This window comes from Microbacterium sp. CIAB417 (genome assembly GCF_022788845.1).
Genome location: NZ_JAHZUT010000001.1, coordinates 792,253 through 814,833 on the forward strand (window position 1 = coordinate 792,253; position 22,581 = coordinate 814,833).

The 22,581-nt window shown below is 70.4% G+C and carries 19 protein-coding genes, 1 tRNA gene and 1 other RNA gene; 12 read left to right on the forward strand and 9 right to left on the reverse strand.

The genetic code is table 11. From position 1 onward, the window contains the following. Positions 1-99 precede the first annotated feature (99 nt). A tRNA-Val gene (locus KYX17_RS03930) sits at positions 100-172 on the reverse strand. A 33-nt stretch (positions 173-205) separates the two neighbouring features. Beyond that, positions 206-1,045 carry an aldo/keto reductase gene (locus tag KYX17_RS03935; RefSeq protein ID WP_243225541.1) on the reverse strand — a complete coding sequence of 280 codons (840 nt, stop codon included), beginning with the start codon at positions 1,043-1,045 and terminating at the stop codon, positions 206-208. A gap of 86 nt (positions 1,046-1,131) precedes the next feature. Here KYX17_RS03935 and KYX17_RS03940 point away from each other — a divergent pair, with 86 nt between their 5' ends. The 4 genes from KYX17_RS03940 (at position 1,132) to rnpB (ending at position 4,360) form a co-directional block, all read left to right on the forward strand. Beyond that, positions 1,132-1,503, forward strand: a complete 372-nt coding sequence (locus KYX17_RS03940) for a YchJ family protein (protein WP_243225542.1) — start codon at positions 1,132-1,134, stop codon at positions 1,501-1,503. A 43-nt stretch (positions 1,504-1,546) separates the two neighbouring features. After that, positions 1,547-2,278, forward strand: coding sequence for a zinc ribbon domain-containing protein (locus KYX17_RS03945; protein WP_243225543.1), 732 nt, complete (start codon positions 1,547-1,549; stop codon positions 2,276-2,278). Between the two features lie 21 nt (positions 2,279-2,299). Continuing rightward, positions 2,300-3,985: a bifunctional 3'-5' exonuclease/DNA polymerase gene (locus KYX17_RS03950; RefSeq protein WP_243225544.1), complete on the forward strand. Its 1,686-nt coding sequence runs from the start codon at positions 2,300-2,302 to the stop codon at positions 3,983-3,985. Between the two features lie 14 nt (positions 3,986-3,999). Continuing rightward, positions 4,000-4,360: RNase P RNA component class A (gene rnpB, locus KYX17_RS03955), an RNA gene on the forward strand. 64 nt (positions 4,361-4,424) lie between these two features. On the opposite strand, the gene ppgK is transcribed toward rnpB, so the two are convergent. Continuing rightward, positions 4,425-5,171: a polyphosphate--glucose phosphotransferase gene (gene ppgK / locus KYX17_RS03960; RefSeq protein WP_243225545.1), complete on the reverse strand. Its 747-nt coding sequence runs from the start codon at positions 5,169-5,171 to the stop codon at positions 4,425-4,427. Between the two features lie 68 nt (positions 5,172-5,239). Here ppgK and KYX17_RS03965 point away from each other — a divergent pair, with 68 nt between their 5' ends. The 4 genes from KYX17_RS03965 to KYX17_RS03980 are packed head-to-tail and all read left to right on the forward strand — an operon-like array spanning position 5,240 to position 10,709. Continuing rightward, on the forward strand, positions 5,240-5,431 hold the full coding sequence (locus KYX17_RS03965) for an SPOR domain-containing protein (protein ID WP_243225546.1): 192 nt from the start codon (positions 5,240-5,242) through the stop codon (positions 5,429-5,431). A gap of 11 nt (positions 5,432-5,442) precedes the next feature. After that, the gene (locus KYX17_RS03970; RefSeq protein ID WP_243225547.1) at positions 5,443-6,780 is read left to right on the forward strand and encodes a glutamine synthetase family protein; all 1,338 of its coding nucleotides are present in this window, start codon (positions 5,443-5,445) and stop codon (positions 6,778-6,780) included. 3 nt (positions 6,781-6,783) lie between these two features. Beyond that, positions 6,784-9,762, forward strand: a complete 2,979-nt coding sequence (locus KYX17_RS03975) for a bifunctional [glutamine synthetase] adenylyltransferase/[glutamine synthetase]-adenylyl-L-tyrosine phosphorylase (RefSeq protein WP_243225549.1) — start codon at positions 6,784-6,786, stop codon at positions 9,760-9,762. Positions 9,763-9,797: 35 nt separating this feature from the next. Beyond that, positions 9,798-10,709, forward strand: coding sequence for a diacylglycerol kinase family protein (locus KYX17_RS03980; protein ID WP_243225550.1), 912 nt, complete (start codon positions 9,798-9,800; stop codon positions 10,707-10,709). Positions 10,710-10,772: 63 nt separating this feature from the next. Here the strand turns inward: KYX17_RS03980 and glnA are convergent, their stop codons facing one another. Continuing rightward, positions 10,773-12,197 carry a type I glutamate--ammonia ligase gene (gene glnA, locus KYX17_RS03985; protein ID WP_243225551.1) on the reverse strand — a complete coding sequence of 475 codons (1,425 nt, stop codon included), beginning with the start codon at positions 12,195-12,197 and terminating at the stop codon, positions 10,773-10,775. Between the two features lie 203 nt (positions 12,198-12,400). On the opposite strand from glnA, the gene KYX17_RS03990 reads away from it, so the two are divergent. Continuing rightward, a complete protein-coding gene (locus tag KYX17_RS03990) occupies positions 12,401-12,763 on the forward strand; it encodes an RDD family protein (RefSeq protein ID WP_249223261.1) in 363 nt (120 codons plus the stop codon). A 4-nt stretch (positions 12,764-12,767) separates the two neighbouring features. Here KYX17_RS03990 and KYX17_RS03995 read toward each other — a convergent pair whose 3' ends face one another. Beyond that, the gene (locus tag KYX17_RS03995) at positions 12,768-13,247 is read right to left on the reverse strand and encodes an ATP-dependent zinc protease (protein ID WP_243225553.1); all 480 of its coding nucleotides are present in this window, start codon (positions 13,245-13,247) and stop codon (positions 12,768-12,770) included. A gap of 26 nt (positions 13,248-13,273) precedes the next feature. Here KYX17_RS03995 and KYX17_RS04000 point away from each other — a divergent pair, with 26 nt between their 5' ends. Beyond that, positions 13,274-14,458, forward strand: a complete 1,185-nt coding sequence (locus tag KYX17_RS04000) for a RimK family alpha-L-glutamate ligase (protein ID WP_243225554.1) — start codon at positions 13,274-13,276, stop codon at positions 14,456-14,458. Between the two features lie 58 nt (positions 14,459-14,516). On the opposite strand, the gene KYX17_RS04005 is transcribed toward KYX17_RS04000, so the two are convergent. Further along, positions 14,517-15,227 carry a DUF4191 domain-containing protein gene (locus KYX17_RS04005; protein WP_243225555.1) on the reverse strand — a complete coding sequence of 237 codons (711 nt, stop codon included), beginning with the start codon at positions 15,225-15,227 and terminating at the stop codon, positions 14,517-14,519. 160 nt (positions 15,228-15,387) lie between these two features. Between KYX17_RS04005 and KYX17_RS04010 the strand changes: the two genes are divergently transcribed. Further along, entirely contained in the window at positions 15,388-16,803 is a 1,416-nt protein-coding gene (locus KYX17_RS04010) for a hypothetical protein (RefSeq protein WP_243225556.1), read from the forward strand. 3 nt (positions 16,804-16,806) lie between these two features. On the opposite strand, the gene sucB is transcribed toward KYX17_RS04010, so the two are convergent. The 3 genes from sucB to KYX17_RS04025 all read right to left on the reverse strand — a co-directional run bounded on the left by sucB (position 16,807) and on the right by KYX17_RS04025 (position 21,480). Continuing rightward, on the reverse strand, positions 16,807-18,567 hold the full coding sequence (gene sucB / locus KYX17_RS04015) for a 2-oxoglutarate dehydrogenase, E2 component, dihydrolipoamide succinyltransferase (protein WP_243225557.1): 1,761 nt from the start codon (positions 18,565-18,567) through the stop codon (positions 16,807-16,809). A gap of 64 nt (positions 18,568-18,631) precedes the next feature. Continuing rightward, a complete protein-coding gene (gene lpdA / locus KYX17_RS04020; RefSeq protein ID WP_243225558.1) occupies positions 18,632-20,005 on the reverse strand; it encodes a dihydrolipoyl dehydrogenase in 1,374 nt (457 codons plus the stop codon). After that, a complete protein-coding gene (locus tag KYX17_RS04025; protein WP_243225560.1) occupies positions 20,002-21,480 on the reverse strand; it encodes a leucyl aminopeptidase in 1,479 nt (492 codons plus the stop codon). Before KYX17_RS04025 ends, lpdA begins: the two co-directional genes overlap by 4 nt. 107 nt (positions 21,481-21,587) lie before the next feature. Between KYX17_RS04025 and KYX17_RS04030 the strand changes: the two genes are divergently transcribed. After that, a complete protein-coding gene (locus KYX17_RS04030) occupies positions 21,588-22,532 on the forward strand; it encodes a proteasome assembly chaperone family protein (RefSeq protein ID WP_243225561.1) in 945 nt (314 codons plus the stop codon). Positions 22,533-22,581: the final 49 nt, after the last annotated feature.

Below are 22,581 nucleotides of genomic sequence, written 5' to 3' on the forward strand. Positions count from 1 at the left end.
CGGCTCGGCACAACGCGCGCCGGATTCAGCCTAGCCCTCTTCCACGACGGCGGCGCACATCGGCGGGCGCGGTGAGCGGGCGATGGACGGATGGGACGGTGGGCCCTGCCGGGATCGAACCGACGACATCCACGGTGTAAACGTGGCGCTCTACCAGCTGAGCTAAAGGCCCTGACCGTCTCAGTCTATCCGTGCCGCCCTCGCGTCAGGATTCCTCGTGCGTGCGGGGATCGGCGTCGAAGAGCCGACCGTCGGGGCGACCGAGGGCGGTGATCGCCTCGAGCTCCGCCGCGTCGAGCCGGACGGATGCCGCGGCGAGATTGCTCTTCTGGTGGTCGAGGGAGGAGGCCTTCGGGATCGAGACGACCTCGCGGGCGACGTGCCAGGCCAGCACGGTCTGCGCTGCCGTGATCCCGTGCGCGGCCGCGACCTCGCCGATCACCGCCTCGTCGAGCAGTTCGCGGGCTCGGCCGAGCGGACTCCAGGCCTCGGTGATGATGCCGCGCTCCCGGTGGTACGCGAGCTGCTCCTCCTGCGGGAAGTACGGGTGCAGCTCGATCTGGTTGACGACCGGACGCACTCCTGTCTCGCGCTCCAGACGCTCGAGGTGCTCGGGGAGGAAGTTCGACACGCCGATCTGGCGCACCACACCGCGCTGCTGGGCATCGACGAGGGCGGCCCACGCCTGCACGTACTCGTCCTGGCTCGGGTTCGGCCAGTGGATGAGGTGCAGGTCGATCGCGTCGACGCCGAGACGGCAGCGGCTCTCCTCGATGCTCCACGACGCCTTGTCGGACGGATGATGCCGGCCGGGCAGCTTGGACGTCACGATGATCTCGGCGCGATCGGTGCCGGCATCCGCGACGCCGCGGCCCACGGCGCCCTCGTTCTCGTAGTTGAAGGCGGAGTCGACCAGACGGTATCCGGCGTCGATCGCTGCGGTGACGGAGGCGGCGCCGGCCTCTCCTCTGAGTCCGTAGGTGCCGAGGCCGATGGCCGGCAGCGCGAAGCCGTTGTGTGCGGTGAACGTGGGCAGCGAGGTCATCGAGTCTCCTTCGTCGAACGCGTCCGTCCAGCCTACGCACGCCGCGTGCGGTCGGGGCGGACGTGACGTCGCGCGACAATGGACCCATGCGCTGTCCCTGTCTGTCCGGAGAGACGTTCGATCATTGCTGCGGGCCGCTGCTCGCGGGCGGGTTCGCGCCGACGGCGGAGCGGCTCATGCGCTCGCGCTTCACGGCTTTCGCGCGGGGCGACGAGGCGCATCTGCTGCGCACCTGGCACCCGTCGACCCGACCGGCGGTCCTGGACCTGGATCCGGCCGTGCGGTGGACGCGCCTGGAGGTGCTCGCCACCGAGCGCGGCGGTCCGTTCGATCGCGACGGCGTCGTGCTCTTCGAAGCCTTCCACCGCGATGCATCGGGGTCGGGATCGATGCGCGAACGCAGCCGTTTCGTCCGGGAGGGACGCGCTTGGCTGTACGTCGACGGCACGCCCGGCTGAGGCGGCGAGAGCGGATGTCGCCCGCAGAGACTAGGTTGGGATCGTGAACGCCAGCCCCGAACAGCAGCGCCTCCTCCTCGACGTCGCCGATCTGGATCGGCGCATCCAGCAGGCCGAGCGCCTGCGCACCCAGCCCGCCGGCGGCGCGCGCATCAACGAGCTCGCCGCGCTCCGGCAGAGCCAGCTGCGTGACCTGACGGCGCTGACCGGGACGCGCGACGACGCGGTGGCGGAGCTTCGTCGCCTGGAAGCGGACGTCGCGGTCGTCGAACAGCGCCGCGCGCGCGACGCCGAGCGGCTCGCCGCCGCCACGAACCCCAAGGACGCCCAGGCGCTGGAGAGCGAGCTGGCGAGCCTCGCCCGGCGCACCAGCGACCTCGAGGATCAGGAGCTCGAGGTCATGGCGCGCGTCGAGGAGGCCGAAGCGGCAGTGGCGGCGCAGCAGGCGCTGATCGACGCCACGACGGCGGAGGGCACCGAGCTCACCGCCCGGGCGAAGGCCGACGTGGCGGCCGCGACGACGGAGGGCGAGCAGCTCTCCCGCGACCGCGCGGCCGTGGTCGCCCGAGTGGATGCCGCGCTGCTGGCGGATTACACCCGTCGCGCGGCGCGCACGACCGGTGCGGCGCTGCTGCGGCAGGGCACCTGCGAGGGCTGCCGCATGGTGCTGTCGGGGATCGATCTGACCACCGTGCGGAACGCGCCGGCCGACGAGGTCGTCTCCTGCCCGGAGTGCGGCTGCATCCTCGTGCGCACCGAGGAATCCGGGCTGTGACGCCCGTGCGCGTCGTGCCCGGTGCCTCGCAGCGCTGAGCGCCGCATCGCGCTCGTCGCGACGGAGGACGGCTACGTCGCGATCGATCTGGATCGGGAGGGCGCCGAGCAGGGACGCCACCGCATCGCGCCCGACGAACTCGCGGGATGGACGGCCGCGACCGAGGCGGAGTCCGCACCGCGATGGGTCATCCGCAGCGCCCGCGAGCTGTACCCCGAGCTGCTCCACGCGGGTGCGCGTCTGACCCGCACGCACGACCTCGTGCTCTGCCACGCCATCCTCCGGGACACCGCACTGCTGGCCGAGCCGCTCCCCGGGGACGAGGCGTGGTCGCCGGTGACGTCCGAGGCCGAGGCGCCCACCCTGTTCGACGCGCTGCACGCCGGTTCGCTCGAGGATCCGGTCGGGCTCCTGCTGGAGCAGTACCGTGCGCAGCTGCAGGCGTTGTCGACCGCGCGCGACGGGCGGCTGGAGCTGCTCTGCGCCGCGGAGTCCGCGGGAGGGCTCGTGGCCGAGGAGATGCGAGCGGCGGGTCTGCCCTGGGACGCCGCCGAGCACGAGCGCATCCTCGTCGACACGCTCGGCGAACGCCGCGCGGGCGGCGTGCCGGCACGGATGGCCGAGCTGGCGTACCGCGTTCGCACCGAACTGGGAGACGCGCGCGTCAACCTGGACAGCCAGCCGAAGCTGCTGCGGGCGCTGCACCGCGTCGGGGTGCTCTCCGAGTCCACGAGCCGCTGGGAGCTCGCCGAGCACGATCACCCCGCGGTGCCGCCGCTGCTCGCCTACAAGAAGCTGTCTCGACTGCTCAGCGCGAACGGCTGGGCATGGCTGGCGGAGTGGGTCCGCGACGGACGGTTCCGTCCGGTGTACATCCCCGGTGGCGTGGTGACAGGGCGGTGGGCCTCGGCGGGCGGAGGAGCCCTCCAGCTGCCGCGCCTTCTCCGTCCCGCCGTGCGCGCCGATCCGGGCTGGATGCTCGTCGTGGCGGACGTGGCGCAGCTCGAACCCCGGATGCTGGCCGCTATGGCTGCGGACCAGGCGATGGCCGAGGCGGCGCGGGGGAACGACCTGTACGCCGGTGTCGTCGAGTCCGGGGCCGTCGATACGCGCGAGGAGGCCAAGTACGCCGTGCTCGGAGCGATGTACGGCGCGACGACGGGAGACAGCGGGCGCCTCGTGCCGCGGTTGCGGCGTGTGTTCCCCCGCGCGATGAGGCTCGTCGACGAAGCGGCCAGGATCGGGGAGGACGGCGGGGTCGTGTCCACGTGGTTGGGCCGTACCTCACCGAGACCTCCGGAGGCCTGGCGGGCGGGACAGGCTGCGGCGAGCGGCGCCGACGCATCGACCGGGGTCGTACGGGAGGCGCAGCGGCGCGCCAGGGAGCGGGGCCGGTTCACCCGCAACTTCGTGGTGCAGGGCACTGCCGCCGAATGGTCGCTTATCTGGCTGGCGGAGATCCGTCACCGCCTCCGTGGGCTGCCTCCCGCCGAGGTTCCGGCCGCGGCCTCCGGTCCGTTCGCGAACGAGGCGCATCTGGCCTTCTTCCTCCACGACGAGGTCATCCTGCACGTCCCGGCCGAATCGGCCGAGCAGGCGGCGGAGGCCGTGCACGAGGCGGCGGTCGTCGCCACGAGGCGTCTGTTCGGCTCCTTCCCGTTGGATGTGCCTCTGGACCTGAGGGTGACGCGAACAGCGGAGAAGTAGACTGGAGGAGTGAATGGGCCGGCCGGACGGTCGCGTGGCGGGAGACCGCACCGAGGAACGTCCGGGCTCCGCAGGGCAGGGCGGTGGGTAACACCCACCCGGAGCGATCCGCGAGACAGTGCCACAGAGAGCAGACCGCCGGGCTTCGGCCCGGTAAGGGTGAAAGGGTGGTGTAAGAGACCACCGGGGGCCGTGGTGACACGGCCCGCCAGGTAAACCTCGCCCGGAGCAAGGCCAGACAGAGGATGATGACGCGGCTCGCCGAGTCCTCGGGTAGGCCGCTGGAGCGCCACGGCAACGTGTCGCCGAGAGAGATGACCGTCGAAGGGGCGAAGGACCCCGGAACAGAACCCGGCGTACAGGCCGACCCATTCACCTCAGACGACGACGGCCCCGGCATCCGAGAGATTCAGGATGCCGGGGCCGTCGCCTGTACGCGCTAGTCGCCGGCGAGCGAGGCCGCGCCGATGATGCCGGAGTTGTTGCGGTGGATCGCTGGGACGATCGGGGTCTTCAGGTCCAGAAGCGGGAGGAAGTCGCTGGCATTCTTCGACACGCCGCCGCCCACCACGAACAGGTCAGGGCTGAAGAGGAACTCGATGTGCGAGTAGAACGCCTGCAGCCGCTCGGCCCATTCGGCCCAGGAGAGTCCCTCGCGCTCGCGCGCGGAGGTGGCCGCCCAATGCTCGACCGACTCGTACTCACGGAAGTTGAGGTGGCCGAGCTCGGAGTTGGGCACGAGGACGCCGTCGTAGAGGAACGCCGAGCCGATGCCCGTCCCGAGCGTCGTCAGGAGGGTCAGGCCGATCACGTCCCTGGCGGCGCCGTGGCGCGCCTCGGCGACTCCGGCGGCATCGGCGTCGTTGACGAACACGATGTTGCGCTGGAGGCCGTCGCGGAAGAACTGCTCCGCCTCGAAGTCCACCCACTGCTTCGACACGTTCGCGGCCGACAGCGTCTTGCCGCGCTTGACGATCGCGGGGAACGCGACGCCGAGCGGGAGTGTCGACTCGTGCACGTCGAGGGTCTTGAGGACCGTCTGGACCGCGATCAGCACGTCCTCCGGCGACGCGCCTTCGGGCGTCGGGACGCGCACCCGATCGGATGCCATGGTGCCGTGCTCGAGGTCGACGATGCCTGCCTTGATACCTGTGCCGCCGATGTCGACGCCGATCGCTTTTGCCATGGCCAATAGCCTAGCGAGAGCACCGGGCGACAGTAGGATCGTGACAGATGCTTACGAAGGGATCCGCCATGCCGGACAACGATCACAAGTACTGGTACAACTCCGTGACCGGTGAGGTCGAGTACGGCATGATCTCGCCGTCCGCCGACCGGGTCGGACCGTTCGACACCGAGGCCGAGGCCGCCGCGGCTCCGGAGCTTCTGAAGAAGCGGGCGGCGGCATGGGCCGAAGAGGAAGCCGCAGAAGAGGGCTGGGACTGACACGCATGGGCATGGACAAGCAGAGGGACTTCGTGCTGCGCACGATCGAGGAGCGCGGCGTCAAGTTCGTCCGGCTCTGGTTCACGGACGTGATCGGCACGCTCAAGTCGGTCGCCATCGCGCCGGCCGAGGTCGAGGGAGCGTTCGCCGAGGGGATCGGCTTCGACGGTTCGGCGATCGAGGGGCTGACGCGCACCTCGGAGTCCGATCTGCTCGCGCAGCCGGATCCGACCACCTTCCAGATCCTGCCGTGGCGCGGGGAGATCGACCCGACCGCCCGCATGTTCTGCGACCTGACAACCCCGGACGGCCAGCCCGCGGTCGCTGATCCGCGCCATGTGCTCAAGCGCGCGCTCGCGAAGGCGGCCGATGCCGGCTTCACGTTCTACACGCATCCGGAGATCGAGTTCTACCTGCTGAAGTCCTCGACCTTCGGCCCGGAGGGACCGGTGCCGGTGGACTCCGCCGGGTACTTCGACAATGTCCCGGGCGGCACGGCGCACGATTTCCGCCGCCGCTCGGTGCGCATGCTCGAGGACCTGGGCATATCGGTGGAGTTCAGCCACCACGAGGGCGGCCCCGGGCAGAACGAGATCGATCTGCGCTATGCCGACGCGCTCACGATGGCCGACAACGTGATGACCTTCCGAACGGTCATCAAGGAGGTCGCGATCGAGCAGGGCGTGTACGCGACCTTCATGCCGAAGCCGCTCAGCGACCAGCCCGGCAGCGGCATGCACACGCACATGTCGCTGTTCGAAGGCGAGCGCAACGCGTTCTACGAGGAGGGGGCGAAGTACCAGCTGTCCCGCACCGGGCGGCAGTTCATCGCAGGACTGCTCCGTCATGCGAACGAGATCGCCGCGGTCACGAACCAGTTCGTGAACTCCTACAAGCGCCTGTGGGGCGGGGACGAGGCGCCCAGCTTCGTGACGTGGGGTCACGCGAACCGCTCCGCCCTGGTCCGGGTGCCGATGTACAAGCCGAACAAGAGCGGCTCGTCGCGCATCGAGTATCGCGGTCTGGACTCGGCCGCCAACCCCTATCTCGCCTACGCGCTGATGCTCGCCGCCGGTCTCAAGGGGATCCAGGAGGGCTATGAGCTCCCGCCGGAGGCCGAGGACAACGTGTGGGCCCTCAGCGACGCCGAGCGACGCGCCCTGGGCTATGCGGCGCTGCCCGCGAGCCTCGACCACGCGCTGGAGTACATGGAGAGCTCCGAGCTCGTCGCCGAGACCCTGGGCGAGCAGGTGTTCAACTACGTCCTGCGCAACAAGCGCAAGGAGTGGGAGGCGTACCGAGGCCAGGTCACGCCGTTCGAACTGAAGAGCAACCTCGAGCTGCTCTGAGTCATGGCGCGGCCGGACGACTCCGTCTCCCTGTCCTCGCTGGCGCGTCTGGGCTTCACCGAGCTCGGCGCGGCGGCCCGCGCGCTCGACGAACTCGCCGAGCTGATCGGGATCGATCGCGCCGTCGTGCTGGACGGGGCCTCCGCTGGCGCCGATCCGGATGCCGCGGTGTCCGGGATCCTGCGGGTCGCGCGCCGTGAGACGGAGCCGATCCGCGCGCTGCTGGCCGAGGGCGCGAGTCGCGGACTCGTCTGGCGGGTGTTCGGCTGCTCGATCGGCCTCGCAGACTTCTTCCTCCGGCATCCGGACGAGCTGGACGTGCTCGGCGAACAGTCCGGTCGGGTGCCGGATGCCACCGAGCTGACACAGCGCCTGCTGGCAGCTGTCGGCGCCGCGGACGGGTTCGCGGATTCCGGCGAGGACGAGGCCTGGGTGCGGCTGCGCGTCGCCTATCGGCGCGAGCTCGCCCGGATCGCGGCGGTGGACGTGTCGGATGCCGACCCGGCGGCCCTGATCCCGGCGGTGAGCGCGGCGCTGGCGGATGCCGCGGGAGCGGCCCTGGAGGCGTCTCTCGCCGTCGCGCGGACGCGGGTCGCCGCGAGCGTCCCGCGCGAGGTCGTCGCGGCCGCGCAGCTCGCGGTGATCGGGATGGGCAAGGCCGGGGCACGCGAGCTCAACTACGTGAGCGACGTGGACGTCATCTTCGTCGGCGGCACGGCGGATGAGGCCGTCGTGGAGGAGAGCCGCGCGATCGATGTCGCGACCCGCCTCGCGCGCGAGACCATGCGCGGGCTGTCCGGCATCGAAGTCGAACCGCCGCTGTGGGAGGTGGACGCTGCGCTGCGTCCCGAGGGCAAGCAGGGGGCGCTGGTGCGCTCCCTGGGATCGCACCTGGCCTACTACGACCGATGGGCCAAGAGCTGGGAGTTCCAGGCGCTGCTGAAGGCGCGTCCGCTGGCCGGCGACCCGCAACTGGGGGCGGCCTACATCGCGGCGGTCCAGCCCAAGATCTGGTCCAGCGCCGCGCGCGAGAACTTCGTGGACAGCGTGCAGCGCATGCGCGAGCGCGTGACGGAGCACATCGACCCCGCCGACGCGCCGTATCAGATCAAGCTCGGCGAGGGCGGGCTCCGGGACATCGAGTTCACGGTGCAGCTGCTCCAGCTGGTCCATGGCCTGACGGACCCCTCCATCCGCACCCGCGGCACGCTGGAGAGCCTGGACGCGCTCGTCTCCGGCGGCTACATCGGCCGGGCCGAGGCCACGGCGTTCGCCCAGCACTACCGCACACTGCGTCTGCTGGAGCATCGGCTCCAGCTGCGGGAGCTGTCGCGCACCCACCTGATGCCGCGCACCGAGGAGGGCAGGCGGGTGCTGGCCAGGGCCACCGGTCTCGCCGACACGGGCGACGGCATCTGGACGCTCTGGGAGCGCGTGCGCCGCGAGGTCCGCGACATCCACACCCGGCTCTTCTACCGGCCGCTGCTCACCGCCGTGGCGTCCCTGCCGGAGGAGGAGCGGAGCCTGTCCACCGAGCAGGCGCACGATCGCCTGGCCGCGATCGGCTTCCGAGATCCGGCGGGAGCACTGCGCCACATCGGCGCGCTCACGAACGGGCTGAGCCGAAAGGCGACGATCCAGCGTCATCTCATGCCGGTGATGGTGCGCTGGTTCGCCGACGGGACCGACCCCGACTACGGGCTGATCGCCTTCCGGCGCATCAGCGAGCGGCTGGGGGACACGCCCTGGTTCCTGCGGATGCTGCGTGACTCCTCCGGCGCGGCCGAGAGCCTCACACGGCTGCTGTCGTCGTCGCGGTACGTCGGCGAGCTGATGGAGTGGATCCCGGAGTCGGTGGCCTGGCTGGATCGCACTGATTCGCTGCGGCCCCGCGGTGAGGCCGCGCTGGACGAGGAGGCGCGGGCGATCCAGACCCGCCACGAGAGCACCGCGGGAGCCCTGCAGGCGGTGCGCAGCCTGCGGCGGCGCGAGCTGCTGCGCACCGCGATGGGCGCCGTGCTCGACGTCCTCACGATCGAGGAGATCGCCACGGCGCTCACCGGGATCACGGATGCCACGATCCAGGCCGGCCTCCGGGCGGTTCGCCGCGAGATCGTGCCTCCCGAGGACGACGGGCTCGACTTCGCGGTGATCGGGATGGGCCGTTTCGGCGGCGCGGAGCTCGGATTCGGGTCCGATGCCGACATCCTGTACGTGTACGAGCCGAACGACGTCGACCCGCAGCGCGCGCAGCAGCTCGCTGTCCGGCTCGTGAACGGTCTCCGCGAGCATCTCGCCGATCAGCGCGTCCCGCTGGATCTGGATGCGGATCTGCGCCCCGAGGGCCGAAACGGCCCCGTGGTGCGGACCTTCGACGCCTACGCCGAGTACTACCGCCGCTGGTCGCTGTCCTGGGAGGCGCAGGCGCTGCTGCGGGCTCGGGGCGTCGCCGGCAGCACGAACCTGATCGACCGCTTCACCCGGCTCGCCGACAGCGTGCGGTATCCCGAGCAGGTCGATCCGCAGGGGCTGCGCGAGATCAAGCGGATCAAGGCGCGCGTCGAGGGGGAGCGGCTGCCGCAGGGCGCGGATCCGCGTCGGCACCTGAAGCTCGGGCCGGGATCGCTGAGCGACGTCGAATGGCTCGTCCAGCTGATCCAGCTCCAGCACGCGGCGGACATCTCCGGCCTGCGCACGACGTCGACGCTGCAGGCGCTGGATGCGGCGGTGGAGGCGGATCTCGTCCCGGCGGACGGTGCGGAGCGCCTGCGCGAGGCCTGGCGCCTCGCGAGCCGGCTGCGGTCGGCGATCACCCTGCTAACGGGACAGACCAGCGACGTGCTGCCGTCGGACCGGCGTCAGCTGGACGGCGTCGGGCGGCTGCTCGGGTATCCGGACCGGTCGGCCAGCGACGTCGAGGAGGACTATCTCGGAGTGACGCGCCGCGCCCGGCGCGTGTTCGAGGAGCTCTTCTACGGATAGTTGCCTTCCGGGCCCGTTCCGCCCAGGCTGGATCCATGAGCACGACGATCGGCATCATCTGGAACCCTTCGAAAGTCGATGAGGCGGAGCTGCGCAGCGCCGTGGAGGACACGCTCTCTGGCGAAATCCGCTGGTGGGAGACGAGCGAGGAGGATCCTGGGCGGGGGATGGCGCAGGACGCGGTGGACGCCGGATGCCGCACGGTGATCGCGGTGGGCGGCGACGGCACGGTCCGCGCCGTCGCCGAGGCGCTCGCGGGCGCGGATGTCTCACTGGGGATCGTCCCGCGGGGCACGGGGAATCTCCTCGCGCGCAACCTCGAGATCCCGTTGGACGACATCCCGGCGGCACTGGAGCGGATCGCCGCGCACACCGCCCGCACCATCGACCTCGGCTGGGTGGACATCGAGGGCGTCGAGTGCGCCTTCGCGGTCATGGTGGGATTCGGCGTCGACGCGCAGATGCTCGTCGAGACCGACGACGATCTCAAGGAACGCGCCGGATGGCTGGCCTATGTCGAGGCGATGGGACGCGCGCTCGGCGGCACGGAGATGACCGGGATCAGCCTGGCACTGGACGACGAGGATCCCGTCGATGTGCGCGCCCACACGATGCTGATCGGCAACTGCGGCATGCTGCAGGGCGGCATCCGGCTGCTGCCCGACGCCCAGCTGGACGACGGCCGGCTCGATCTGCTGCTGGTGAGCTCCGACGGTGCCTTGCAGTGGATGGACACCGTGCGCTCAGTCGTCTGGGACAACGGCATCCGCCGGCTCTTCGATCGCGAACCCGTCGCCGTCAGCACGGACTCGACCGATCACCTCACGGCCGAGCGCATCCGGGTCGAGCTCGAGACCCCGCTGGAGTTCGAGATCGACGGCGAGGAGATCGGCGAGGTGTCGGCCTTCACGGTCCGAGTGCAGCCGGGTGCGCTGACCGTGCTCTGACGCCGGAGACGACGCAAGCCCGCCACAGTGCGTGGCGGGCTTGCGTCGTCCGGCTGCCGAGGGTCAGACCCCGAAGTACAGCTCGTACTCGAACGGGTGCGGGCGCTGTGCGATCGGCAGGATCTCGTTCTCGATCTTGTAGGAGATCCAGGTCTCGATGAGCTCCTCGGTGAACACGCCGCCCTCGAGGAGGAACTGGTGGTCAGCCTTCAGGGCGTCCAGCGAGTCCAGCAGGGAGTTCGGCACCTGCGGGATGTTCTTGGCCTCCTCCGGGGGAAGCTCGTAGAGGTCCTTGTCGACCGGCTCGTGCGGCTCGATGCGGTTCTTGATGCCGTCCAGGCCCGCCATGAGCTGCGCGGCGAACGCGAGGTACGGGTTGCCCGAGGCATCCGGGGCGCGGAACTCGATGCGCTTGGCCTTCGGGTTCGAGCCGGTGATCGGGATGCGGATCGCGGCCGATCGGTTGCCGGCGGAGTACACCAGGTTGACCGGAGCCTCGAAGCCCTTGACCAGGCGGTGGTAGCTGTTCAGCGTCGGGTTCGTGAACGCGAGCAGGGCGGGAGCGTGCGCGAGGATGCCGCCGATGTACCAGCGGGCGATGTCGCTCAGCTGACCGTAGCCGGCCTCGTCGTAGAACAGCGGCTTGCCCTCGCTCCACAGTGACTGGTGCGTGTGCATGCCGGAGCCGTTGTCGCCGAACAGCGGCTTGGGCATGAAGGTGGCGACCTTGCCCCACTCCTCGGCGGTGTTCTTGACGATGTACTTGAACTTCAGGATGTCGTCCGCCGCGTGCACCATGGTGTCGAAGCGGTAGTTGATCTCCTGCTGGCCCGCCGTGCCGACCTCGTGGTGGGAGCGCTCGAGGATGAAGCCCGCGTCGATGAGCTTGAGCGTGATGTCGTCGCGCAGGTCGGCGGTCTTGTCCACGGGGGAGACCGGGAAGTAACCGCCCTTGTACGGCGTCTTGTTGGCGAGGTTGCCGCCCTCCTCCTCGCGACCGGTGTTCCACGCGGCCTCCTCGGAGTCGACCTTGTAGAAGCTCTCCCCGGCGGTGACCGAGTATCGCACGTCGTCGAAGATGTAGAACTCGGCCTCAGGGGCGAAGTAGGCCGTGTCGGCGATGCCGGTCGAGGCCAGGTACTTCTCGGCCTTCTTCGCGACCTGACGCGGGTCCTTGGAGTAGATCTCGCCGGTGCGCGGGTTGTAGATGTCGAAGAGCATCACCAGGGTCTTGGCCTCGCGGAACGGGTCGAGGTAGGCCGTGGAGACATCGGGGATGAGCTGCATGTCCGACTCGTGGATCGACGCGAAGCCGCGGATCGAGGAGCCGTCGAACAGCTGGCCGTTGGTGAAGAAGTCTTCGTCGACCGTCGACGCGGGGATGTTGAAGTGCTGCTGCACGCCGGGCAGATCGGTGAAACGGATGTCAAGGAACTTGACGTCGTTCTCCTTGATGTAGCTCAGCACCTCGGATGAATCGGTGAACATGTATCACTCCTGGATGACGCGGATGGAGGCCGTGGCCTTCGTGAAGGCTAGGGCGGCAGGGTTTCTCTGCCGTGTCCTGAATGTTTCCGGCATGTTACAGGGGCGGCCACCTCGAGGCCGCCCGGTAGGATCAGGGGGTGACGGATGCTGCGAACACCTACCCCGGCGAGCGACTGGGTCTTCCCGAATCCGGATCCGGCAGCATGGGCCGCATCGGGCGCCGCATCGCCGCTCTCGTGATCGACTACGCCGCCGCGACCATCATCGCCACGGCCTTTCTCGGCTACGACCAGTTCGCGCTCCCCGGAGAAGCCGGGATCACGCTGTTCACGCCCATGATCGTCTTCGCCGTGCTGCAGATCGTCTTCATCCCCACGCTGGGCGGAAGCCCGGGGCACCGGATCGTCGGCCTCCGCGTCGTCCGCGCCGGCGGCGGCTGGGTCGGGCTGTGGCGTCCGATCGTCCGCACGCTGCTGCTGGTCGTGGTGATCCCGGCGGTCATCTGGGATCCCGATCAGCGCGGACTGCACGACAAGGCCGCCGGCACCATCCTGCTGCGCGCCTGACGGCTCAGGAGCGCCCGCGATTGCGTCGTCGGGTCTCCTTCGGCGCGCGTCCGCCGAGGAACGAGCGCGCCGGGTCGACGGCGAACCCCTGGCGCAGCGCCTCGCGCCCGATCAGCATGCGGAACCCCATCTCATCGCGGTTGCTCAGGGTCACCTCGGACACCACGAGCCGGTCGACCAGCCGGATCGCCAGGCACACCACCAGGCGCTCCTGCTCGTGTCCGGAGGAGCTGCGCACCCGCCGGCGGTCGTGCACGGGGCACTCGACCACCGTGGTGTCCTTCTGGCTCTCCTGCCAGGGCTTCACGCGGAAGCGCACCCACTGCTCGCCCTCGCGCTCGAACTCCTCGATGTCGAAGGCGTGCAGCGACGACGTACGCGCCCCGGTGTCGATCTTCGCCTTGATCCAGTCCACGCCGGCATCCGGCAGACTGACCCATTCACGCCACCCTGTCAGGGTGTTTGAATGGATTGTCCGACTCATGCTCTACATCCTGGCAGGAAATCCCCGTGAAGCTCGCCGTCCTCTCCCGTGCGCCGCAGGCCTACTCCACCCAGCGACTGCGCGCGGCCGCGGTCCATCGCGGACATGACGTCAAGGTGCTCAACACGCTGAGGTTCGCCATCGACCTGACGGCCGACGAACCGGACCTGCAGTACCGCGGGCGCCCGCTGAGCGACTACGACGCGATCCTCCCGCGCATCGGGAACTCGATCACGTACTTCGGCACGGCCGTGGTCCGCCAGTTCGAGCAGATGGACGTGTACACCCCGAACACGGCGAACGGCATCTCGCAGGCCAGGGACAAGCTGCGGGCGAACCAGATCCTGTCTCGGCACAACATCGCGATGCCGGCCACGGCGTTCGTGCGCAACCGCGCGGACGTCCGTCCGGCGATCGAGCGCGTCGGCGGGGCCCCCGTGGTCATCAAGCTGCTGGAGGGGACGCAGGGCATCGGCGTGATTCTCGCGCCGCAGGTGAAGGTCGCCGAGGCGATCATCGAGACCCTGCACTCGACGAAGCAGAATGTGCTGATCCAGAAGTTCGTCGCCGAGAGCCGGGGGCGCGACATCCGCGCCCTGGTCGTCGGCGACCGCGTCGTCGCCGCGATGCGCCGTGTCGCCGCGGGCGACGAGTTCCGCTCCAACGTGCACCGCGGCGGCACCGTCGAGGCCGTGCAGCTGGATCCGGTGTACGAGCAGACCGCGGTGCGCTCCGCCCAGATCATGGGACTGCGCGTGGCCGGCGTCGACATGCTCGAGGGCGATGACGGGCCGCTGGTCATGGAGGTGAACTCCTCGCCGGGCCTGCAGGGCATCGAGCAGGCCACGAACCTCGACGTGGCCGGCGCGATCATCGACTACATCGCCGGCCAGGTCGCCTTCCCGGAGATCGATGTCCGTCAGCGGCTCAGCGTGTCGACGGGCTACGGCGTCGCCGAGCTCGTCATGCACTCCGGCGCGGAGCAGGTCGGTCGGCAGCTCGGAGACCTCGGGCTGTGGGACCGCGACATCACCGTGCTGACCCTGCATCGGGGCGTCACCGTCATCCCGAACCCCCGCAAGCACGTCGTGCTGGAGGCCGGCGATCGACTGCTCTGCTTCGGAAAGCTCGAGGAGATGCGTTCGATGATCCCTGAGCGCCGTCGCCGGCGAGCCAAGGTGCGGCGGCTGCCGAAGGAAGCGCTGAACTGACGCAGAAGCGCCTCCGGTCCCTCGACGGGAGCGGAGGCGCTTCGGATGGGGGAGCGGGTCAGCGTGGGCGCTGGGCGCGGGCCTTCATCGGGTCGATGCCCTTCGGGATCGGCAGCGACGTCACGGACTGGGACACCGAGTCGATGCGGCGGATGACGGCGGCCATCGTCGCCTTGTCGATCGCCTTGGGGAGCTTCTTGATCGTCTTCGCGAGATCCGCGATGGCCACCTCGTCGTCACCGTGGCCGACGTAGAGGACAGTGACCGGGACGCCGTGGGCGACGCGCTGCGCCTTCGTGCGCTCCTCGTTCACGAGGCGGGTCAGGCGCCCGCGCGCGCCTTCTCCGACCACGACGATCCCGCCGCGGCCGATCGCGCGGTAGACAGCCTCCTGCGTCTTCGGGTTGATGCCGACGGGCGTGTCCGAAGCCTGCCAGTTGCGGCCGAGGCTCGTGCTGAGCACGTGGCCGGAGGCGCCGGGCATCCCGTCGATCTTGGCGTACATCGCCTTCGTCGACAGGCGGGTCATGAGGATCAGGGCGCCGAGGACACCGACCATGAGGCCGGTGATGCCCCAGAGGATGAGCGTCCACACCTGGAACGGCGGGATGAGGTAGCCGACGATGAGGCCGAGCAGCACGCCGCCGACGAGGATCGCGATCTGCGCCCAGGGAAGCCACGAGTACACCTCGCGCGTGAACCGGAAGAGGGACTTGAGCTGGGAGAAGAACCCAGGACGCTTCTCGGGTTCGGAATCGCGCTTTGCCATGCCTACAAGACTACCGAGTCGCCGCCGAGGACAGTGACGCGTTCGCGCCGGGCGCACTCGCCCTGCACAGGAGCGCGTCGTCCACCGGTTGTCCCCGCGACCCGCGCGATCGCGCCGTTCGCGCTGACGGCTCGAGTCGGCCGTGTGGTCTGCTCGGACCATGAGGAAGAGGCAGGACGACGAGGTGCTGGTGCCCGGCGTGCACCGCGCGATCCGTGCGCTGGCCAACGGAGAGGGGCCGTGGCCGGGCACGCTCGTCTCCGACGGGGATGCTGTGGCGGTCTGGTGCGCTCTGAACGAGGAGTCGGAAGCCGCGATCGACTGGCGCTTCGCCGGTGCCGAGCACGTCGCGGCCCCGTTCGACGTTGCGCGATCCGCCGAGGGTCACGGTGCGCTGATGCCCTGGTGCACGGCGCGGGTCCCGGCCTTCCTGGTCCGGCGGACGACGGCTGCGGCGCCGCTCGCAGCGGGGGAGTGCGTGACGCTCGTCATCAGCATGCTGCGCGGTCTCCGCGAGATCGCGGATCGGGCAGGCGCCGACCTGCGCGGTCAGTGGTGGCTGACGCACGAAGGGCGTCCGCTGTGCGTGCCAGGCGGGGCGGCCAATGCCAGGGAGGGCGTCGTGGAGGTGCTCGAGCAGGTGCAGCAGGCGTGCGAGGATCGGGCCCTGCGCCGGATCCTGTCCGGCATCGCGGAAGCGGTCGCCGAGGCGGTGCCCACGAGCGCGCGGGTGCGGGCCTGGGAAGGCGAGCTGCTGGACTACGCGGCTCCGCGCCCGCTGAGGCTCGACGAGCACCCGCCGCAGGCGGTCCGCGGGTCGGCCGCGCAGCAGCTCCGAGTCGTCCCGGTCGAGACGGCGACCCGTCGGAGGCGGCGGGAGGAACGCCATTCGCCTCTCCGGAGGGCGCGGGACTCCGCGGCCGGCATCCTGGCGCGAGTGGCCGGGGCCGTTCCTCGCGCCGCCGGGCGCGGAGGTGAGCGCCACCGGGCCGCGGTGCGCCCCAGGGCCGGGCGCGCCGAGCCGGTGCGCCCGCGATCGCATCGACGCACCGCAGTGGTCGCCGCTGCAGCGGCCGCGGTCGTGCTGGGCGTGGGGACGCTCTGGCCCACGCAGGACGACCCTGCGTCGGAAGCGGCCGAGACCGTCCTCGACGCGTCGGCCGCGCCGACCCCGTCCGAGACGTCAGCCGTACCAGGAGCCGAGGCAGACACGACGCAGCCTCCGGAGCCCGGGACGACGACACCCGAATCGGAGACCGAGCGGTCGGCTCAGAGCGAGGGGGACCGCGACGATCCCGTGGCGGCGGTCCAGAGCATCCTCGCGGCACTCGACGAATGCGCGGCGAACGCGGACGCCGGCTGCTCCCAGAGCATCGCCGCGGGCTCGCACGTGAGCCCTGAGGATGTCCTGCGCTCGGACGCGGCCGAGGATCCTGCGCTCGTGGACGACTACGGCGATCTCGCCGTCATCCGTCTCGGCTCGGCCGACGTCGCCCAGATGCTCGTCCTCGTGCGCCAGGACGGAAAATGGCTGGTCCGCGACGTCTACGACGTCGCGGACCAGCCGAAGGGGTGACGCTCAGATGCCGAGGTTCGCCTCGAACTGCGCGGCCTCGAGGCGCGTCTTGATGGCGCCGAGGAAACGCGCCGCGTCCGCACCGTCGATGATGCGGTGGTCGTACGAGATCGCGAGGTACACGTACGAGCGCACCGCGATCGCGTCGACGCCGTCGACCGTGACCACGCCGGGGCGCTTGAACACGGTGCCGGTGCCGAGGATCGCCGACTGCGGGAGGAACACGAGCGGCGTGTCGAACAGCGCACCGCGCGAACCCGTGTTGGTCACCGTGAAGGTGCCGCCGGCGAGCTCGTCGGGCTTGAGCTTGTTGTCGCGCGTGCGCGCCGCCAGATCCGCGATCTCGTGGGCGAGCTGAGCGAGGTTCTTCGTCGCCGCATCCCGCACCACTGGCGTGAGCAGACCGCGCTCGGTGTCGACCGCGATGGAGATGTTCTCCGACTCGGGGTAGACGATGTTCTCGCCGTCGACGGTCGCGTTGATGATCGGGAACGCCTGCAGCGCCTCGGCGGCGGCCAGCGTGAAGAACGGCAGGAAGGAGAGCTTGTCGCCCGTCTTCTGCTGGAACGACGTCTTCACCGCGTTGCGGTATGCGGCGAGAGCCGTCACATCGACCTCGACGAACGTGGTGAGCTGAGCGGTCTGCTGCATCGACGCGACGGCGCGCTCGGCGACGACCTTGCGCAGGCGCGACATCTTCTGCGTCGTGCCGCGCAGCGGCGACACCTCGAGAGGTGCCGGTGCGGGCGCCGCGGACGCCGCCGGAGCGGACTTCGCGGACTCGGCGGCCTTGAGGACGTCCTCCTTGCGGATGCGTCCGCCGACGCCGCTGCCCGTGACAGTGCTCAGGTCGACGCCCTGCTGGGCGGCGAGCCGGCGCACCAGGGGGGTGACGTAGAGGTTGTCGGAGCCCGTCGACGCCGGAGCGGCGGCCGGAGCAGCCGCCGGAGCGGGCGCCGGAGCCGGAGCTGCCGCGGGGGCCGGAGTCGGAGCTGCAGCAGGAGCCGGGGGCGCTGCGGGCGCGGGTGCCGGAGCCGCAGCCGGCGCTGGAGCGGCCGCAGGCGCAGCGGGTGCCGGAGCAGGCGCTGCCGGAGCGGCCTCCGGGGCCGGTGCGGACGCGGGGGCACCCGAACCGATGCGCGCGAGGACGGCGCCGACGGCGACCGTCTCATCCTCGGCGGCGACGATCTCCTGCACGACGCCGGCGACCGGCGACGGGATCTCGGTGTCGACCTTGTCGGTGGAGATCTCCAGCAGAGCCTCGTCGACCGCGACCTCTTCGCCGACCTGCTTCAGCCAGCGGGTGACGGTGCCCTCGGTGACGCTCTCGCCGAGTTCCGGAAGCACCACGTCCGTGCTGTCGCCGCCCGCGGCGGGAGCTGCGGGAGCCTCTGCTGCGGGGGCGGGCTCGGCGGCGGGGGCGGTCTCGGCGGGCGCGGCCTCGGCGGCCGGAGCGGCCTCCGCAGGAGCGGCCTCGGTCTCGGCGGGGGCCGCGGCCGGGGCGTCGGATGCCGGCGCTGCGCCGGAGCCGTCGCCGATTCGGGCCAGCAGGGCGCCGACCTCGACCGTCTCGTCCTCGGCGACCAGGATCTCCTCGATCACGCCGGTGACCGGCGAGGGGATCTCGGTGTCGACCTTGTCGGTCGAGATCTCGAGCAGGCCTTCGTCAGCCTGAACGGTGTCTCCTACCTGCTTGAGCCAGCGGGTGACCGTACCCTCGGTGACGCTCTCTCCGAGAGCGGGGAGGACCACGGATGTGCTCATGACGGAGTCTCCTTAAGGAAGTATGTGACGCCTCAAGCTTAGTGACCTGGGCGGCGGTTGGTGCTCAGAGCGCGTGCAGGGGTTTTCCGGCGAGTGCGAGGAACGCCTCGCCGAGCGCCTCGCTCTGCGTCGGATGGGCGTGGATCAGGGGTGCGATGTCCTCGGGATGTGCCTCCCACGCGACGGCCAGTTGGCCCTCGGTGATGAGCTCGCCGACACGGTCGCCGAGCAGGTGCACGCCGAGGACGGGACCGTCCTTCTGCCGCACCACCTTGACGAGTCCACCGGTTCCGATGATCTCGCTCTTGCCGTTCCCGGCCAGGTTGTACTCGTGGGTGACGATGCCGTCCGCCCCGTGTTCGGCTGCCGCGGCGGACTCGGTGAGTCCGACGGACGCGACCTCGGGGTTGGAGTACGTGATCTTCGGGATCTGCGTCTCCGGCACCGGCGCGGGCGAGAGGCCCGCGATGCGCTCCGCGACGGCGATGCCCTGCAGGAACCCGCGGTGCGCGAGCTGGAGGCCGGGGACGATGTCTCCGACCGCCCAGAGCCCGGCGACGCCGGTGCGCAGTTCCTCGTCGACGATGACGAAACCGCGATCGAGTGCGACCCCGGCCTCCTCGAAGCCAAGACCGTCGGTCACAGGGCCGCGACCGACGGCGACGAGCAGGTGGTCGGCGGTGAACGTGCGGCCGTCCTCGAGCGTGACGGTCACACTGTCGGCGTCCTGGGCAGCGGACTGGAAGCGCGTGCCCAGCGAGTACTGGATGCCGCGGCGGCGGAACGCGCGCTCCAGGCCCTTGCTGAGCGCGATGTCCTCGTTCGGGACGAGGTGGTCCAGGGCCTCGATGATCGTGACCTCGACGCCGAACGAGCGCCACACGCTGGCGAACTCGACACCGATGACCCCGCCGCCGAGGATCAGGACGCTGCGGGGGATCTCGTCCAGCGCGAGCGCGTGCTCGCTCGTGAGGATCCGGCCGCCGATCTCGAGCCCCGGCAGGCTCCGGCTGTACGACCCGGTGGCCAGCACCACGTCGCCGCCGGTGTAGACGTCGTCGCCCACCGAGACGGTCCGGTCCGTGTTCAGGCGGCCCTCGCCGGCGACGACGGTGATGCCGCGCGCCTTGATGAGACCCTCGAGACCCTTGAACTTCTTGGCGACGATGCCCTCGCGATATGCGCGCACCCCCGCGGGATCGACGCCCTCCAGCGTGGCCGTGACGCCGACGGACGCGGCGTCGCGCACATGATCGGCGACCTCCGCGGCGTGCAGCAGGGCCTTGGTCGGGATGCACCCGCGATGCAGGCAGGTGCCGCCGACCTTGTCCTTCTCGATCAGGGCGACGCTCTTGCCCAGCTCGGCGGCCCGCAGCGCCGCGGCATAGCCGCCGCTGCCCCCGCCGAGGATGACCACGTCGAAGGCGTGCGCGCTCATGCCGCGTCCTCCCGGTCGGCCGACGCTTCCGCGAAGGCGACGATCGACCGCAGCGTCGCGGCAGTCGGCCCCTTGTCCACGAACCCGTACGGGGCACCGCCGTGCTCGCTGGATCCGGCGATGTCGAGATGCACCCACGGGATCCGCGGGGCGTCCTCGGCCTCGCCGGTGCGGCCGACGAAGCGCTGCAGGAAGAGCCCGGCGAACATCGATCCGCCCGCACGGTCGCCCATGTTGGCGTTGACCATATCGGCGATGGGGGATTGGAGGGACTCGTTCATGTACTCGGGCAGCGGGAGCGACCACGCGAGCTCGTCGACGGACGCGGCCGCCGCGAGGTACTCGGCGACGGCGTCCTCCGAGCCCATCACGCCGGTGTGACGGTGTCCCAGTGCGACGAGGATGGCTCCGGTCAGAGTCGCGACGTCGATGATGACGTCCGGGTTCTCCCGGCTGGCGGCGACGAGTCCGTCCGCGAGCACGAGCCGCCCCTCGGCGTCCGTGTTGAGCACCTCCACAGTCGTGCCGTCCAGCAGCCGCAGGACGTCGCCGGGCCGCGTCGCGCGACCGGAGGGCATGTTGTCGGCGATGCACATCCACGCCGTGACCCGCACCGGCAGCCGGAGCGCGGCGATCGCGCGGATTGCGGCCAGCACCGTGGCGGATCCGGCCATGTCGAACTTCATGCCCACCATGCTGGCGGCCGGCTTCAGCGAGAGCCCGCCGGTGTCGAACGTGATGCCCTTGCCGACCAGCGCGATGTGCCGGGTGGCGTCGCTGGGGGAGTAGTCCAGGCGGACCAGTCGCGGCGGCCGGTCGGACCCCTGGCCGACGCCGAGGATCCCGCCGAAGCCCTGTTCGGCCAGCGCCGCCTCGTCGAGGACCTCCACGGTCACGTCGGTGCCGGTGACGCTGTCGACGGCCGAGCGCGCGAGGTCGTCGGGGCTCTGCCACTGCGCGGGCACGGAGATCAGGTCCTTCACGAGCGCCATCGCGTCGCCGAGGGTCTGGGCCCGGGCGACATCGGCATCCGTCAGTACGTTGCCATGCAGGATCACGGCATCCGCACGGCTCTTGCCGGGATCGGACCGGTAGCCGTCGAACCGGTAGCCGCCGAACGCGGCGCCCTCGGCTGCGGCCGCCGCGAAGTCGGCGACGGAATCGTCGAGACCGACGGACACGGTCGAAAAGCCGGTCAGGGTCCGCACGGCGGTGCCGACGGCGTCCCGCACCGAGGCGGCGGTCGGCGGCGAGCCGGCGCTGACGACGGCCAGCGGCACGGGCGAGAGATCGGGGAGATGCACGCGCGCGTAGGCGTTCGCCGATCCGGTGAACCCGACCGCGTCGAGCGCCGCGGCGAGACCAGGGTGGGCGGCGAGGGCGTCGGTGGTGGATTCGGAGATGACGAGCACTGCGGCGTCTGCAGAGCTCCCGGGAAATGCGTCGGTGGTGTGCGAGAGCACGGGAAGCGTCATGCTCCCATCCTAGGGACGCCCGGCGCCCGCGGTCGGAGAGGATTCCCGCCGTGTTCGCTGACAGCGACACCGACCCGCCGGTCGGGGGCGGCTCGTAGCATGGAGACATGCCCCTCTCCGGTGATCTCTTCGAACGCGTCGCCAATGCGCCGGCCGTTCCCTCCGGCCTGCCGCTCGTGATGCTGCTGACCGGCTTCACGGATGCCGGCAGCGCCGTCTCCGGTCTCATCGATCATCTGCGCGAGACCACGGATCCGCAGCCGATCGTGGTGTTCGACAACGACGTGCTGCTGGACTACCGCGCGCGTCGGCCGATCATCGTCTTCGAGCAGGATCATCTGACGCAGTTCCGGCCGTCGCGGCTGGAGCTCTCGCTGGCGCACGATGCGCTCGGTCAGCCTTTCCTCCTGCTTGCGGGGTACGAGCCGGACTTCGCGTGGAACGCCTTCACCCAGGTCGTGCTCGAGCTGGCCGAGGAGTTCCAGGTCTCGGGCGTCAGCTGGGTGCACGCGATCGCGATGCCGGTGCCGCACACCCGCCCCATCGGGACCACGGTGAGCGGCAACCGCACCGAGCTGATCGCGGCTCAGTCGATCTGGCGTCCGCGGACCCAGGTGCCGGCCACGGCAGGGCATCTGCTGGAGTACCGGTTCGTGGAGAACGGGGCCAGGGTCGCCGGTTTCGTGCTGCTCGTGCCGCACTATCTCGCCGAGACCGAGAACCCCGATGCCGTTCTGGCGGCCGCCGATCGGCTCATGAGCGCCACCGGGCTCGTTCTGACCATGGACGAGGTGCACGCCGAACGCGAGGACTTCATCAAGAAGGTCGACGACCAGGTCATCGCCAGCGAGGAGCTCAGTCAGATGCTCACGACGCTCGAGCACCGGTACGACGCCTACATGGCGGGGTACGACCCCACCGACACCGACCGGGTCGACGACGGGGGCTTCAGCGAACGGGATCTCCCGAGCGCGGACGAACTGGCCGCGGAGCTCGAGCGCTACCTCGCCTCGCGACCTCCGGGGGAGGACGACAAACGCGGTCTCGGCTGATCGCGCGCCGCAGCCGCGTACATGTGCGATACTGGTAGTCCGACCCGTT

Bases quoted from the DNA above. Each gene is read 5' to 3' on its own strand.
- KYX17_RS03940 (WP_243225542.1), top strand. From the start codon at position 1,132: ATGCGCTGTCCCTGTCTGTCCGGAGAGACGTTCGATCATTGCTGCGGG.
- lpdA (WP_243225558.1), bottom strand. From the start codon at position 20,005: ATGAGCGCGCACGCCTTCGACGTGGTCATCCTCGGCGGGGGCAGCGGC.
- KYX17_RS03975 (WP_243225549.1), top strand. From the start codon at position 6,784: ATGGCGCGGCCGGACGACTCCGTCTCCCTGTCCTCGCTGGCGCGTCTG.
- KYX17_RS03980 (WP_243225550.1), top strand. From the start codon at position 9,798: ATGAGCACGACGATCGGCATCATCTGGAACCCTTCGAAAGTCGATGAG.
- glnA (WP_243225551.1), bottom strand. From the start codon at position 12,197: ATGTTCACCGATTCATCCGAGGTGCTGAGCTACATCAAGGAGAACGAC.
- KYX17_RS03970 (WP_243225547.1), top strand. From the start codon at position 5,443: ATGGACAAGCAGAGGGACTTCGTGCTGCGCACGATCGAGGAGCGCGGC.
- KYX17_RS03935 (WP_243225541.1), bottom strand. From the start codon at position 1,045: ATGACCTCGCTGCCCACGTTCACCGCACACAACGGCTTCGCGCTGCCG.
- KYX17_RS03990 (WP_249223261.1), top strand. From the start codon at position 12,401: ATGGGCCGCATCGGGCGCCGCATCGCCGCTCTCGTGATCGACTACGCC.
- KYX17_RS04025 (WP_243225560.1), bottom strand. From the start codon at position 21,480: ATGACGCTTCCCGTGCTCTCGCACACCACCGACGCATTTCCCGGGAGC.
- KYX17_RS04005 (WP_243225555.1), bottom strand. From the start codon at position 15,227: ATGGCAAAGCGCGATTCCGAACCCGAGAAGCGTCCTGGGTTCTTCTCC.
- KYX17_RS03965 (WP_243225546.1), top strand. From the start codon at position 5,240: ATGCCGGACAACGATCACAAGTACTGGTACAACTCCGTGACCGGTGAG.
- sucB (WP_243225557.1), bottom strand. From the start codon at position 18,567: ATGAGCACATCCGTGGTCCTCCCCGCTCTCGGAGAGAGCGTCACCGAG.
- ppgK (WP_243225545.1), bottom strand. From the start codon at position 5,171: ATGGCAAAAGCGATCGGCGTCGACATCGGCGGCACAGGTATCAAGGCA.
- KYX17_RS04010 (WP_243225556.1), top strand. From the start codon at position 15,388: ATGAGGAAGAGGCAGGACGACGAGGTGCTGGTGCCCGGCGTGCACCGC.
- KYX17_RS04030 (WP_243225561.1), top strand. From the start codon at position 21,588: ATGCCCCTCTCCGGTGATCTCTTCGAACGCGTCGCCAATGCGCCGGCC.
- KYX17_RS03995 (WP_243225553.1), bottom strand. From the start codon at position 13,247: ATGAGTCGGACAATCCATTCAAACACCCTGACAGGGTGGCGTGAATGG.